This is a genomic window from Microscilla marina ATCC 23134, from assembly GCF_000169175.1.
Lineage (GTDB): Bacteria > Bacteroidota > Bacteroidia > Cytophagales > Microscillaceae > Microscilla > Microscilla marina.
Map to the genome: position 1 here is coordinate 96,410 of NZ_AAWS01000010.1, position 14,857 is coordinate 111,266.

Annotated in this window: 14 protein-coding genes; 8 read left to right on the plus strand and 6 right to left on the minus strand. The window is 40.3% G+C overall.

The genetic code is table 11. From position 1 onward, the window contains the following. Nucleotides 1-3 precede the first annotated feature (3 nt). Nucleotides 4-429, plus strand: coding sequence for a RidA family protein (locus M23134_RS10970; protein ID WP_002695971.1), 426 nt, complete (start codon nt 4-6; stop codon nt 427-429). Nucleotides 430-508: 79 nt separating this feature from the next. Here the strand turns inward: M23134_RS10970 and M23134_RS10975 are convergent, their stop codons facing one another. From M23134_RS10975 to M23134_RS10985, 3 genes are all read right to left on the minus strand, one after another. Continuing rightward, nucleotides 509-1,324 (minus strand): hypothetical protein, encoded by an 816-nt coding sequence (locus M23134_RS10975; protein ID WP_002695972.1) that lies wholly within the window; start codon nt 1,322-1,324, stop codon nt 509-511. Between the two features lie 121 nt (nt 1,325-1,445). After that, nucleotides 1,446-2,045 carry a hypothetical protein gene (locus tag M23134_RS10980; protein ID WP_002695973.1) on the minus strand — a complete coding sequence of 200 codons (600 nt, stop codon included), beginning with the start codon at nt 2,043-2,045 and terminating at the stop codon, nt 1,446-1,448. A 219-nt stretch (nt 2,046-2,264) separates the two neighbouring features. Then, on the minus strand, nt 2,265-3,239 hold the full coding sequence (locus tag M23134_RS10985) for a hypothetical protein (RefSeq protein WP_002695975.1): 975 nt from the start codon (nt 3,237-3,239) through the stop codon (nt 2,265-2,267). A gap of 562 nt (nt 3,240-3,801) precedes the next feature. Between M23134_RS10985 and M23134_RS10990 the strand changes: the two genes are divergently transcribed. The 5 genes from M23134_RS10990 (at nt 3,802) to M23134_RS11010 (ending at nt 9,430) form a co-directional block, all read left to right on the plus strand. Then, nucleotides 3,802-4,335, plus strand: a complete 534-nt coding sequence (locus M23134_RS10990) for a 3-hydroxyanthranilate 3,4-dioxygenase (RefSeq protein WP_045113380.1) — start codon at nt 3,802-3,804, stop codon at nt 4,333-4,335. A gap of 504 nt (nt 4,336-4,839) precedes the next feature. Beyond that, nucleotides 4,840-6,036 carry a sensor histidine kinase gene (locus M23134_RS10995; RefSeq protein ID WP_002695978.1) on the plus strand — a complete coding sequence of 399 codons (1,197 nt, stop codon included), beginning with the start codon at nt 4,840-4,842 and terminating at the stop codon, nt 6,034-6,036. A 3-nt stretch (nt 6,037-6,039) separates the two neighbouring features. Further along, nucleotides 6,040-6,675 (plus strand): DsbA family protein, encoded by a 636-nt coding sequence (locus tag M23134_RS11000; protein WP_002695979.1) that lies wholly within the window; start codon nt 6,040-6,042, stop codon nt 6,673-6,675. Nucleotides 6,676-7,034: 359 nt separating this feature from the next. Next, nucleotides 7,035-8,399: an FAD-dependent oxidoreductase gene (locus tag M23134_RS11005; RefSeq protein WP_002695980.1), complete on the plus strand. Its 1,365-nt coding sequence runs from the start codon at nt 7,035-7,037 to the stop codon at nt 8,397-8,399. Between the two features lie 170 nt (nt 8,400-8,569). Next, nucleotides 8,570-9,430, plus strand: coding sequence for a CvfB family protein (locus M23134_RS11010; protein WP_002695981.1), 861 nt, complete (start codon nt 8,570-8,572; stop codon nt 9,428-9,430). 218 nt (nt 9,431-9,648) lie between these two features. Here M23134_RS11010 and M23134_RS11015 read toward each other — a convergent pair whose 3' ends face one another. Continuing rightward, entirely contained in the window at nt 9,649-10,338 is a 690-nt protein-coding gene (locus tag M23134_RS11015; protein WP_002695982.1) for a PspA/IM30 family protein, read from the minus strand. Between the two features lie 111 nt (nt 10,339-10,449). Here M23134_RS11015 and M23134_RS11020 point away from each other — a divergent pair, with 111 nt between their 5' ends. Both M23134_RS11020 and M23134_RS11025 read left to right on the plus strand, forming a co-directional pair. Further along, a complete protein-coding gene (locus M23134_RS11020) occupies nt 10,450-11,034 on the plus strand; it encodes an SPOR domain-containing protein (RefSeq protein WP_045113381.1) in 585 nt (194 codons plus the stop codon). Nucleotides 11,035-11,104: 70 nt separating this feature from the next. Further along, the gene (locus tag M23134_RS11025) at nt 11,105-11,596 is read left to right on the plus strand and encodes a hypothetical protein (protein ID WP_157558436.1); all 492 of its coding nucleotides are present in this window, start codon (nt 11,105-11,107) and stop codon (nt 11,594-11,596) included. A gap of 51 nt (nt 11,597-11,647) precedes the next feature. Here the strand turns inward: M23134_RS11025 and M23134_RS11030 are convergent, their stop codons facing one another. Then, the gene (locus tag M23134_RS11030) at nt 11,648-13,780 is read right to left on the minus strand and encodes a ComEA family DNA-binding protein (protein ID WP_002695985.1); all 2,133 of its coding nucleotides are present in this window, start codon (nt 13,778-13,780) and stop codon (nt 11,648-11,650) included. A gap of 20 nt (nt 13,781-13,800) precedes the next feature. Further along, entirely contained in the window at nt 13,801-14,628 is an 828-nt protein-coding gene (locus M23134_RS11035; RefSeq protein ID WP_053337288.1) for a PorV/PorQ family protein, read from the minus strand. Between the last annotated feature and the right edge of the window lie 229 nt (nt 14,629-14,857).

The following is a 14,857-nucleotide window of genomic DNA, read 5'->3' on the forward strand; positions in this document are numbered from 1 at the left end:
ATAATGAGCGAAACTAAAGATATAAGAAATTCAAGCAAAGCCCCCGAACCAGTAGGCTTGTATCCACATGCCCGTAAAGTAGGCAATCTATTGTTTTTGTCAGGTGTAGGTCCCCGCGAACGTGGCACCAAAAAAATACCAGGAGTAGAACTAGACGATGAGGGTAACATCATTTCTTATGACATTGCAGCACAGTGCCATTCGGTTTTTCAGAATGTACGCTATATCCTGGAAGATTCGGGTTCAAGCTGGGATCAGTTGGTAGACGTAACGGTGTTTTTGACCAATATGAAAGACGATTTTAAAACCTATAATAAAATTTACGCAGAATACTTCAAAGACAACCAACCTTGCCGCACTACAGTAGAAATCAATTGTTTGCCCACCCCCATAGGCATAGAGCTTAAGTGCATGGCTACAGTAAAGTAAGGAGGGCAAAACATTCAAGGCTTTAAACGACAAGTGTGCGGCTAAAACTTGCGACTTGTCGCTTGAAGCTAATAGCTACTTACTCATACATCAACTCTGCCAGGTTATTCATGTCAATAGGTTGATGCACGATCTTTACCTCCCACTTTTGCTTGCGATTATTATTTCTATCCAACCCCCGCAAAGTTATATGGGCAGTATGACCCTGTTGGCGTTGGTTAATGTGTACTGCCTGTCCGTTTTTGTCTTGAATGCCAATACCCAAACTTACGTGCAAAGGATAATTTCCTATCGTATTTTTTCGGGTAAGCATCCATAAGGATTTTAGTAACTCCTTTTCCTTTTTGGTATTTTTTACTTGTTTCAAAGCCGTCCTTATTTCCAATGCCTTGGTTTGCTCATAGTCTTGAGCATTGCCTGCCAGTTCCGACGAGTGTACATCGTGTTTGGTGGCAAGCAATTTCTCAAGATCAGGCGTAAGTTGTTTTACATATTGAATCAAAGCAGTAGTTTCTGATGTTTCCTTGGTACGATTGTCCCAAATAAGCCGATACACTTGTTTGTGTGTCTTACTTAGGTGTATGGTTTGGCTGCTCCCTCCTTTGGCTCCACTTAATTTTTTACCTCCCGATGGCAACATTTTACTTAATGCCTTGAGTCTGTTAAACTCGGCTTGGTTAATATTAAATTTTTTATGGGCAATGGTATCGCCGTATACATCTACACTTACCTTGGCTTTGCCACTGGCTGCCAATACAACGGTATAACTTCGATGAAAACGTGCTTCTACTGAACTATCGCGGTAGCGGTAAGTAATCTTGTCAAAGTATTGAGGTGGAGTAGCCTGACAAGCCATTGCCCATAGGCATATCAAAAAATAATGGGCATATTTCATAGAATACTGTATGTGGAAATAAATTATTAAATAGTTTGTTGATAAGACCGCATGCAGAGAAAACAGGTAATAAGTAAATTGGGCAAAACATCCAATTTACTTATTACTGAATATCTTATTTTCAACGCTTTACAAAGCGAAATTTGCCTGTAGTTAAGTCAAAGTGTAACTCAGCCACTACTATACTATTGCGGTCTACCCGGCTGTCTTTTTTTATGTAAATAGTAGTGCCGTGCTGGGGCAAGCTGGTAATATCGCTAAAAAGCGCCATTTCTCCTTGAGCTTGCCTTTGCCTTTCGTTGGCTGACATTTTGGTTTTTATGAGTTGATTTACTCGATTCCCGAAGTCATTCATTGTCATTCCTACAATCTGATTAGGCAACAGGGTTAACTTCCCTTGTTGTATGCCATAAAACTGTAGCAGAGTACTACAAGCTTGCATACACATCAATGTGGTTACAGCCAACATCTCTTGCCCGCCATTGGTAACATAATAAGCCAGCTCTCCCCGTGTGATTGATTGGTTGGTATAAGAGGCTTCATACTTCATATAACCATTATGCAGGTCTTTTTTAGTAATGGTAAATTTAACATTGGCTTGAGTGGGGCTATTAAAGTAAGCTTTCACTAGAGCTTGCATACCTACTCTTGCCTTAGGTTTGGCTGTTGCCGAAAGGCTAAAAAATATAGTAATAACTGATAACTTTAGGATTGTTTTCATAAATATAATAGGGTTTATCGTTCAGTTGATTTGTTCGAAATTGTTTAAATTTGCAGAGCTTGGAGGCAAGCCTTCCACAATTAGGTTAATTTTAAAAAAGCCCTTGTAGTTTTTACCAGATAAGTAAATTATTTGCAACCATTCCTAAGATAAAACATTAGGTACAATTCTCCAGACCCAAATTCACCAATACCAGGTTTGGGTTTATGAACGGTTAAGTTAAGTGTAAAATGCTTTTAAATGATCCACAATTTCTTCTGGTGTCATTGCATACAAAGCCTTTTCGTAGTCTTGCCATTGCGCCTGAAAAGCTTTCATAAAATCGCCTAAAGCTTTGCCTTTAAGGGTTGGAAAGAGTTCCATAATTAACCTGCCATTGTATTTAGCTTTAATCGCCAGCACATATTTTTCCCTTTCTTTTTCGTTGGCAATGTGGGCAAGTAAATCAGCCTCTGGAAAATAAGCCTCAATTACTGATAGGTAAGCATCCTTTTCGTCAAAGTCGTAAGTTTTGTCTATGTGTTGTGCTTCCAAATACTCTAGAAAAGCCTGGATAGTAGGACGTTCTTTGGCGCGTTTTTCCATTTTGTTACTCATTTCTATATAAGGCTTTACCGAAAAATAAGGACAAGCTACCACCCAGTCAAACATTTCTGCTTTGCTGGCAAAACCTCGTTGCCAATGGGCAAAGTCCAGCTCCAGAAATCCCATAATCTTGGCGGCGTCTTTTGATACTTCAATATCTTTTTGGTAGTGATGATCGGCACGACGAAACACATACTGAAGTCCTTGTTCGCCGTATTTCAGATTAAACCGTTTGAAAATACGTCCTATCAAATTGCCAATATCGTTGAAAGACAAAAAATTGTAGGTAGTTTCAAAGTATTGGTGGTTTCGTACAAAAAAATCTACTTGAAAGTTTTTGTACACGGTGCTAAACACCGCCCCAGCCGATTTGTACCGACTAATGCCCAAGTCTTGTACAATTTCTTTTTGCATGTGGTCCCAGTTGTTTGCAATACCAGCCGATGACACTACAATATCCAGATCGCCAAAATCGGGTTTATTGGCATAATAGCGCGGAATACGATAATGTTGACCAAATTTTTGATCTAAATAAACTTTGAGTTCTGTTTCTATTTGTTTGTAATCGGCACGAGGCAGGCGCCCCAGTTTAAATAAGTTTCCACCCATAATAAGTAAGGTTTAATCCATGTAAGTTTGGATTTTTTTTGCAAATTTGAAGAAGCGAATGTACAATGTAAAACAAAAACTTTGGTACCCAATAATACATATCTAACAAAAAACTATGAGTGAAGTAGCGGCAAGTAATTAGACTACCCACTGCAAGTAAGGATAACTCATTCATAGTATGATAGTTACACCTGCTCATTAGGTATGTTTGATTCTGTCTCGGCACTTACTTGATTAACGTAGAGTTTTTATAAAACTGCTTTGAGGCATGTTGAGCCTTTTTATCTAGTGAGGCTTGGACTGAATACCTCTAATTAACTGAATCTATTTCTAAACCCGATTTATTGGGGCAGTTTGCTGTGATGCGCTCAACATAGTTAGGGCGTGTCTCCCTGTCAGTGCTTCTAATTAGTAATTGTATAACTGCTTGAAAATAAGCGTACTATGGGTTTGCTAATTGCCAAGGCGTACCTAGTCCCTAAAACCCTGTCGTTGCGGTGGACTCATGTCAATAGTTTACACTCATTCGTAATTCGTAATTAATTATTTATACATTTTGTTTATGAAACCATTCAATGTACACAATCTACTACAATGGGTAGAAGAAAATAAAGATGAGCTAAAACCACCAGTTTGTAACAAAGAAGTATACCCTGGGGGAGATTTTATAGTAATGGTAATAGGAGGACCCAACCTGCGCAAAGACTATCATTACAACGAGGGACCTGAGTTTTTCTATCAAATCAAGGGAGATATTACTCTAAAAGTGATAGAAGAAGGAGAGTTTAAAGATGTGGTAATTAAAGAAGGGGAAATGTACCTGTTGAACCCCAAAGTGCCACATTCTCCTCAACGCCCAGAGGGGACTGTAGGGTTGGTAATAGAAGAAAAACGCAAAGACTATCAAACCGATGGTTTTCAGTGGTATTGCGATAGCTGCGGGCATAAATTGCACGATGAGTATTTTAAACTGGTGAACATAGAGAAACAATTGCCCGAAACGTTTGCTAAGTTTAATGGCAATGTTGAATTACATAAATGTAGCAACTGTGGCGATGTGCTCAAAGTCCCCAACAAAGCAACGGCTGCTAAGTAACGTGTTCGCCCCGTAAACGGGATTTCGGGCATAGCCCTCAACAATAATTGTCCGATTTAGAATAAATTAGCTTCGCAGAGCTTGAACTTCGTTCACTGCCTTTCGTTATTTTTATTGCCCGTAGCGCTGTTACGAGCGCAAAAACCGATGGCTAAAGCTTCGCTTTGCCGAGCTCTGCCAAAGGCTAAATGCCTCAGTCAGTTGTGCGTATTTGCCCCAAAAACCAGAAACTTATTTTGAGCACGTTACTAAGTACACTGTAAAATAAATATCTTATGCTTTTTTCGGCTTCTTTTGCCCTCTGACTTCTCTTTACAAAAATCGTGTAGCTTTGGCTATGCTCTATTTGTAAAGATCGCTAGCAAACAAAATAAACTTGAACTAAATAACAACTTACTTAATTTACAGTGTACTAAGTGACAGCAGAATCCTGCCTGATATTTTGGGCAGGTTCTTTTTCCAGCTCTATACTATGAGCTTTTAGATTGAAATACAACCACATATATGGAAGCACCTACTCCACATAAAAACGAGAAAGAACGTTTAGAAAACTTACTTTCCTATTATATTCTTGATACATTTCCAGAAGAAGATTATGATGCTATCACAACCATAGCTGCTCAGATTTGTGGCACTTCTATTTCGTTGATCAGCCTGATTGACGACAAACGCCAATGGTTTAAGTCTCGTTATGGTTTGGCGGTTCCCGAAACCCCCAAAGAATACGCTTTTTGTGCCCACGCTATCAATACCCCAGAGGCGCCTATGATCATTAATGACTCACGCAAAGATCAACGTTTTCAGGACAATCCGTTGGTCACGGGTGACCCTTATGTTATTTTTTATGCAGGTATTCCGCTTAATACCAAAGAAGGGTTTCCGCTGGGTACTTTATGTGTGATAGATGAGGAACCTAAAGAGTTGTCTGAAAAACAATTGAAAGCTCTTCAGGCATTGTCCAGGCAAGTCATTGGCTTGCTAGAGTTGCGCAAAAGCAAGCGGGAGCTTGAAGATACTAACCAAAGACTAGCTGAGGCAAACGAAAACCTCAATAAGTTTGTGCATGTGGTAGCTCACGATCTCAAAACTCCCTTAAATAATATCACCATGATTGTAGACATGTTGCTTATAGACCAAAAGATGACCGAAAAGCAAGCCCGCTATACCAATATGATTGGGAAAGCTACCGGTAATCTGCGTCATATCATTGATCGTTTGCTGGAGTATTACAAGAGTGATGAAATAGGCAAAGCCAAAAAAGTAAACCTGGTACTCAGTGAATTGATTGACAATTTAAGGTCTTTGTTGAGCATGAAAGCTGAAATAAATATTCAGTTGCATACCGTGATTCATCAGTTAAATACCAACCAGGCAGTTGTAGAGCAAGTGTTGCTAAACCTGGTAACCAATGCTGTCAAGTATAACGATAAAGAGGTTGTTGAAATTAGTATTACAGTAACCGAAGACCCAGCAGTGTATGTGTTTCAGGTAAAAGACAATGGAGTAGGCATTGCCCCCGAAAATCAGGAAAAAATATTTGAGATTTTTACCACCGTATCCAGGCAAGACCGTTTTGGGGCGCAAGGATCAGGCATAGGGCTGGCCACTGTACAAAAACTGGTGAGTTCACAAGGAGGTGTTGTAAATTTAGTATCTGAGCCTGGGCAAGGTTCAACATTTAGTTTTACTATTAAAAAATAACCTATGACCGACAATAAAACCATCCGCTATTTTGCCGACCCAATGTGTTCTTGGTGTTGGGGGGCGGCAGCATCCGTAACTCGTTTGAAAGAGCAATACCACGAATTTGATTTTGAGTTGGTGATGGGTGGTTTGCGCCCCTACGAGACCCGCCCACTAGATGCCACCAACCGCGACAAGCTGATACAGCACTGGAGGCAAATTGGCGAAGCTACCGGACAACCTTTTGACGAGACTATTTTACACACCCCTGGTTTTGTTTATAACACCGAAGCTGCGGCAAGAGCAGTGGTCACGGTTAAAAAAATAAATCCTGCAATGACTTTTGTTTTTTTTAAAGCAGTACAAAAAGCTTTTTATGAAGAAGGTAAACATCCACAGCAGTTAAGCACCTATCTTGGCCTTTGCCAAAATATGGGCATTTCTGCAGAGGAGTTTGTGCGTGTTTTTGAGTTACAAACTACTAAAGATGCTACATCAGAGGAGTTTATGCGTTCCAAAACTTTTTATGGTATTACAGGGTTTCCCACATTATTGCTACAGTTTGGCGATAAAGCCAAGCCTATAGCCAGAGGGTACTTGCCCTATGAACAAATGGAGCAAAATATAGAGCAAATTTTAATGAAATATGCTAAGTAGTGGCAAGCTACTATTAGTCAAGAGTTAACATTCAGTGTTTGGTCTGAATTTACCTTGTCAAACTAACTTTGTTTTAATACTAAATCGTTGCCATTACCCTTACGCTATTGTATATCTACATCTAAAAGCCATCACCAAGCTTGTCCCCTCCTCTTGGTCTTAAGCGCAGCTGACCAAGAGAGCGGGTAGCGATAGCGAAGAACTTGGTCGGCTGTGTTAAGACCACTACAAGTGAGTTGGTATGGGTTTTCAATCAGACTTGGTATAACGTTGATGTTTCATTGTTTGCTATGGGCTTGTAGCTCAAAGCTTGTTGTGTCTATACTCATTTGTAATTGAATAATTTGTAATTGCTTATCATGGATTCTAATCAGAAAATTATCATTGTTGGAGCTGGATTAGCTGGCTCTTTACTGTCTATTTACATGGCACGTCGTGGGTTTCAGGTAGAAGTATACGAAAAACGACCTGATATGCGTAAGGCAGACATCAGCGCCGGAAGGTCAATCAACCTGGCTTTGTCGCATCGAGGCATTCGAGCGTTGGAACGTGCCAACATTGCCAAAAAAATTCTTGCTGATGCTATTCCTATGAGAGGGCGCATGTTGCATAGCATAGAGGGTGCCCTTACTTTTGTGCCTTATGGCAAAAACGATTCTGAGTATATCAACTCTATTTCAAGAGGGGGGTTAAATATTGCCTTGATGAACATAGCTGAAAGTTACGACAAGGTAAATTTCATGTTTAACGAAGCTTGCGAATCTGTAGATTTTGAGGCGGGTACCATTGAGTTAAAAAACGCCCAATCAGGCGAAAGCCGTCAAATAAAGGGTGAGGTGATCATTGGTGCCGATGGAGCTGGTTCGGCGATTAGAGCTGCTATAGATGGGTGCCTAAAGGGACAAGATGGCTTTCAAAATAACACCGAGTTTTTGGTGCATGGCTACAAAGAACTGACAATTCCTTCAGGTGAAGCAGGCGCTTTTTTGATTGATAAAAACTCATTACATATTTGGCCACGGGGTTCTTATATGCTCATTGCTTTGCCCAACCTGGATGGAAGTTTTACTTGCACCTTGTTTTTTCCAAACGAGGGTGAGAATAGTTTTGCTACCTTAGATACGCCCGACAAAGTCAAAGCATTTTTTGAGACAACTTTTGCTGATGCAGTACCTTATTTGCCTGAGCTTACCCAAGAGTTTTTCGACAACCCTACTGGTTTGTTGGGCACTGTACGCTGTTATCCCTGGCATTTTGGCGGCAAGGCAGTACTGGTAGGCGATGCTGCCCATGCCATTGTTCCTTTTTATGGGCAAGGAATGAATGCCTCATTTGAAGATTGTATTGCTTTTGACGAATGTCTGGAGAAGTATGGCAACGAAGGTTGGCAAAAAGTGTTTGAGGAGTATCAGGCGTTGCGTAAAGCCAATTCAGACGCGATTGCAACCCTTGCGGTAGAAAATTTTTACGAAATGCGCGATGGAGTAGCTGATCCGGCTTTTTTGCGTAAGCGACAGTTAGAGCGTATGCTCGAAAACAAATACGACGATTATCACTCCAAATACTCTATGGTTACATTTAACCCTGCTATCTCTTATGCAGAGGCGCATAAGCGTGGCAATCGTCAAAACGAGTTTTTACTGGAGGTTTGCCGCAAGGTAGACTCGGTAGATGAGTTGAATGTAGACGAAATTTATGCGCAACTAAAGGCAGCTTTGTTATAGGTGCGCTCTATATCAACCCTTACTTTTATATCGATTGCGCGTGTCCTCATGCGCAATTTGTGTTAACTTGCCACTTTATTATTGGGTTGTGATTGATTTGACGTTGAGGGCTATGCTTACATCGTTGATTAATAATGATTTATAACCTTTACTCTGAAGTTTGAATTACTATGATAAAATATGGCGAACATAATCGCTTAAGAATTAACCGCGAAGTAGATTTTGGTGTCTATCTGATAGACGATGATGGAACAGAAGTATTGATGCCTGCCAGGTATGTACCCGAAGATGCCCAAATAGGCGACGAAATAGAAGCTTTTGTATATTTTGACTCCGAAGACCGCATTGTAGCAACTACTGATACGCCCAAAGCCAAGGTAGGGGAGTTTGCCTACCTCAAAGCGGTGGCAGTGTCTAAGGTGGGGGCTTTTTTAGACTGGGGTTTACCCAAAGACTTAATGTTGCCCTATAGCGAACAAAAACGTAAAGTGTATACAGGCTCTCATTACTTGGTGCGGATATACGTAGACGACAAAACCAATCGTATAGTGTCTACTACTAAGGTGGGGCGTTATCTCGAAGACAGCGTACTTACTGAACTGGAGGAAGGGCAAGAAGTAGATATTACAGTATGCGACTCTACCTATATGGGGTATCAGGTCATTGTAAACAAGCAGTTTTTGGGTTTGTTATACAAAAATGAGGTTTTTCGTAACCTTGAGCCTGGTGAACAGACCAAAGGCTATGTAAAGAAGATCCGTTGGGATGACTTTAGGGTAGATGTACGTTTGCAACCCGATGGTTATGGGCAAGTAGAACCTGCAGCAGAAACTATTTTGCGCGTGTTGAATGAGCGTGGTGGTAAGCTGCCACTGTCGGACAAGAGCGCCCCTGAAGAGGTTTATGAACAACTGCAAATGAGTAAAAAAGTATTTAAAAAAGCCATTGGGGGTTTATACAAAGATCGTAAAATAATTATTGGAGTAGACGAAATAAAACTGGCCATACCCAAACGCCGTCAACGTGAATGATTTTAATCAGGGAAATGATTCATTTACCTGTTTGCACCTTTAAGGCAAATTTATCAAAATTGAGAAATTATTCAGCGCAAGCTTTGAAAACAGGTATCCAAAAATAAAAAAGCAGAAGCCACCGCCTTTGGTGAAAAAGGTTGGGGCTTCTGCTAAAGATTTTATTCATTGAGTGTGGATCAAAAGCAAAGCAACACTAGAGAATATTATGAAAACGACTACTGATCAGTGCCCTGATTGTTTATTTTGGCTCTGAGCTTCGCCAAGTCATCATCTACATTATTGTCAGTACTTATTTGTTTTATTTCGTCGTCTAGTGCTTTGTCTGCACTGCCCAAACTTTCGTAAGCTTCGGCTTCGGCTTCAGCCTTCATAATTTTTTCCTCGTATTTGTCAAACTTGCCCAAAGCACTTTCTGCGTCAACACCATTGCCTAGCTCTTTTGCCATTTTGGTGCGGGCTTGAGCCGCTTTTCCACGAGCAATGAGCATGCTTTCCTTGTTTTTAGCATCCTGAAGCTTAGTTTTCAGGTCTTGTACCTGTTCACGTAGCTTTACAGTATCGGCCTGCGAGCGCTCAAACATTGTTTTATATTGATTGGCTTGGGTTTCGGCTTCGCTCTTTTTTGATAAACACTGACGGGCAACATCTTCGTTACCAGCCTGCAAAGCCTGCATCGCCTTATGCTCCCAGTTTTTAGCAGCACTGGCATTTTTCTTATATTCATGCTCCATCTTTCGTTCCTGGCTCATAGCCGTTGCCAAAGCCGATGTTGCCTGAGCTACCGCTTTTTGCATGTCAGTTACTACTTGTTTGATCATCTTTTCTGGGTTTTTTTCTTCAATTTTGTCCAGACGATCATTCACATTAGACTTGACTATATCCTTTATTCTTTTAAATATTCCCATAATGTTTGTTGCAGTTTGTGGTATTTAAACCAAAATATGTATAATAATACAAACTTTTTTTTGAATGTAAAAGTTGCGCTTTGAGATTAAATGCTAAAAATAATAAAGAAAATGTTGTTACGTAAATCGAAATTTTTTTATCTGCAGTGGTTACTTTGCTATTGTGCAATAGTTGGCATCAACGGTACTTATGCTCCTTTACAAGCCCAAACTGATCCTACTACTACCCCAGATAGTGTTTTTATAAGAGCCCGTGAATACAACCTGTTTAGGTTCAGTTATCACCCTGCCAATGCCATCCCCAGCGATTCAGTCGTTATACATCTCAATACACCATTACCTTTGTTGCCTTATGTGGTCAATGCCCGCCTTGATTCAGTTTTTGCGGGTTGGTTTCCAGATGGAGAGCCTACCCAAACCCTGAAAAGAATGGCAGGGTACCGGATTATTGTATACCGGGGAGTTTCGCATAAAAAAGCAGTAAGAACCCGCGAACTTATATACAAAAATTATGGTAACTGGAGGTCTTATTTGACGTTCAAAAACCCTAACTATATTGTGAAAGCGGGAGACTTTACTAACAAAAAAAATGCTGAAAAAGCCCGTAAAAAACTTAAAAAACGTTTTGGTGATATCTCTTTGGTACCCGATCGAATTACAATATGGTTTGCCACTTATTCGAACCCCTGGAAATAGTTTCTTATATAACAACCAATGTTGTCTGAAGTCGTTTGTAATGAAAACTTTACAAACTAATATTAAAAAAATGAAAACGAACCTATTCTCTAAACTATCTCTTGCATTGGTCCTGTTTTTTGTGGGATCAATGACTGTAAAAGCGCAAACCCAGTTGACCCATAAAAGTGGTCTTAAGATAACGGTGCCTGCCACCTGGAAACACGAAGTAGACGGTGATGATATATTGACAATGGTAACTCCCGACGAAAATGTGGCCATGACTTTTGTAAATATCCCGGCAAGCGCTTTTGATGCTGCATTAGCTGAGGCCGAAAAGCAAATTAAAAGCGTAGTAAAGAACTTTAAAGAAAAAGGAGAGGGCAAAGAAACCAAAATCAATGGTATGGATGCTTTTATGGGAGAAGGTACCGGACAGGTAGAAGGGCAAGATGTAGAGGTAGGTTTGTTATTTGTAAAAAACGGCAACAATGTGTTGTTTGTGTTTGCCATAGGTGTAAAGGGCAAAACCGATGCGCACGACAACGCCATAGGTCAAGTCTTGAATAGTATTAAAAAGTAAAACAATGCATCTATAAACTAACCCATATTGCAGGATATGGGTTAGTTTATACTAAAACTTTATTCTTACCTGTGCTTTTATCTCCGATCGTACACTGCCTTGTATCTCTTCTAAACCTGAACCTACCGTGTTTTGATTACGATAACTAAATTGTGCATACCGTAGCCAAATATTTATTTTTCGGCTAAGCCTGTAGCGTACCAATGCATAATTTCGAAAGCCTACCCCACTATAGGCAGGGATAGAGAAAGCCCATAATACATCTTTTTCAAACACATATTGACGATTGTTAAAATCTTCGGTATCAAACAAACTAAAGCGTATATCAATAGTAAACTTACCAACTTTAAAGCCTACATCTTGTACCAGAGCGTATCCCTGGGTGATCGGCATGTCACCTTCCTGGTAAGAGCTCATCTGTAGTCTGGAGTGTAAAGTAAGTGTTCTGGGCATACGGTAGTTTAAGTTGATAATATAATTGCGGCGGGTGGTGTTGATTAAAAAATCGATATTGCTGCTATTATTGGGTTGGTTTTTTTGTTTGACTTCCTCTCTGTATTGCCCAAATAGCTGAACTTGACGAGAAAATTTATAACTGGCTCTGGCCAGAAACTCATGACCACTGGAGGGGGCGTCTGCCTGGAATCTAAGCCAGGGAAAACGAAAGCGGTCGTAGTATGCTGCCAACTGAATTTTTTTGAATGGTCTTACCTTGATTCCCCAGTAGATGCCTTCTTCATTGATGTTGCGACTACCTTCGCCCAGTGCCGAACCATAAAAACTATGAAAATTTTTGTCGAAGTTACGATAAAGCATTGCCAATTCTATATGGGGTGCCAAACTTGATACAAACCCCGCTACAGCACCTCTTCCACCACTTTTAGACTGAGCCCCTTCGCCAAAAAAAGTGAAATTTTGCCAATTATAGCTCAGGTGTGCACCAAGGTTGTAATTCTCTTGACCGTTAAACTCAAACCTATTGTAAATCCGGTCTTCACGTTTTAACTCTTTGCTGTAGCGTGTATGCAGCATAATAGCGCCTGCCTGAAAGTTACGATCCTTACTCCTATACAGTACATTACTGCCCACAATGCGTTCGCCTATATTGCCTTTGGCATTGATTTCGGTGGCTGTCCGGTGAAACCCACTGGTTTGAAAAGATTGAATGAAAGCCTCAGTTTGCGAAAGTGTATCACCACTATTCAGTACATTGGCATCCATTAAGTTATAAGAATAAAACCCGGTTACTTCGATCCTGTTAAATTGATAGGTGGCAGCTACTCCTCTAAAAAAGCCTGATTCGAGCGTAGAAGTATAAGGTCGTATGCCCAGGTTACTCCGGCGAATGGTTTGTACTGTTTCTGCCCCCTTGCCTATATTAAACCCTCCTGCCAATAGAAGGCTTTGCCCAAACTGTAGTTGATAATCGCCCAGCGCCAAAGCTTTGAGTCTGCCCTGATTCTCAACAAATGCGTGGAAAGAGAGAAAATCAGCCCCATAACGTCGGGTACGGGTATCCCAAGTTAACTGTTCGCCATCATCTTTTTCTACAGTAAACCCCAAACTGAAGTCTTTGCGGTGACTTATCCTATAGCGGGTATACATTCTGCCGGGTGAGCCTGCATAACGACTATTGGGTTCACCTTTAGAGTTGGTGTCGGCAGGGGTAAAACCTTTTTTCTTTTGCAACACGCGGTCATAACGCAAAATCAAGTAATTACTTTCCCGTTCCCGTAAAATGCGTTGCCAAAGTGGGCGGGCATCGATGTATAAGCCCGCCGGACGAACAAATACAAAAGGCAGCAAACGGTAAATAGTAGTGGCGTCGAAGTGAGGAATGGCTTGTATTTCATAGATGCTTAACAGCTTACCATTGATATTGATGTGCTTGAGCAAACTATTGATTTGTAGTTCAGATAACACAAACAACGATTCCAAATCTTCGCGACTGGCGGTGTTGAGGTTCAGAGGGCTCCGGTAAAACTGAAAAAGTGTTTCATATACATCTTCGTAGTTGATATCTTCGCTTTGTACTGAAAAAAGCTCTTGAATGAAATTATCAATATCTATAGCCGGGCGTGGGTAATCTTGAGCCCTTACAGTACTAAAAAAACTCCCAACAAGTAGCACAATAAAGAGGGCAAGTAACTTGTGTTGTTGTTTTGATAAAAAATAACTAAACATATAAAAAAAAGGTTAAAAGACTATTTTTTACCTAGTTGATAAGTAAATGACAGATGATGTGAGATGCCTAGTAGATTGTTGGTAGTGAGGGCATAATTTAAATGAAACCTTTTGGGCTGAAAGCCTACTCCAAAGTAATTGGTCATTGGTTGGGTTTGTATACCAGTACGGACATATATTTGAGGCACTATTTCATACTCTAGTCCAACTTTAAAAGTAGCTGGTAGGTCTATGTTTTTCTCAGTTTCTGCATTAATCATGAGTGCACTCAAAGGCTGGTAAGATATACCTGCTTTCATAATTACCGGAAGCTTTTCTTCTTCACCCAAAGCGGTATTAAATACCCCTTGGTTAAAATTATAAATATGTGCTCCAAATAGCACTTCTTTACTTAGTCGGGCAATACCGCCAAACTCGAATACCAGTGTGCCTTTGCTCCCTAAATCCTGAATACTCACCTGTACATAGTTAACTTTGCCCCCCAGACTTACATTCTTTATTTGGTGGCTATATCCTATCCCAATCCGTTGTTCGCTGTATAGGTTATCACCAAACCGAGAGACACTGAGACCTGCTGCCCCTACTTTGACTGGAGCCGTAATACCCAAAGCAAAAGTTTGAAAGTTGGCAATTCCAAAACGGTTATTGTAGGCTATCTGTCCTGTATATTTTTTTATTCCAGCCAATCCCCCTATATTATTAAATAAAGCCCAATGATCACGCACTGCTACTGAGGCGTTGGCTATACCTTTTGCCCTGCCACCCATTGCTGGGTTCTCGAGCTGAGCCCACACCATTGGAAGTGAAGCAAAACAGGTGAGCCAGAAACTTAAAAAAAATTTACCCATTACTTGAAAGAAACCTATTGAGCAGGCAATAAATGGGTTTATTCATAAAAAAACTAATGAGCGTAATTATAATTTTGTTAATAACAAATACGACTGTACAGAAATCAGTAAATTTGAGTAATACGGCTTTGCACACCGGATTTTTTGGTAGTAATTGCTTTTATCAATACTCCTAATACTACAAAGCAAATGTTAAAAAGTAGTTACCAATTATCCAGAACAAGAATTT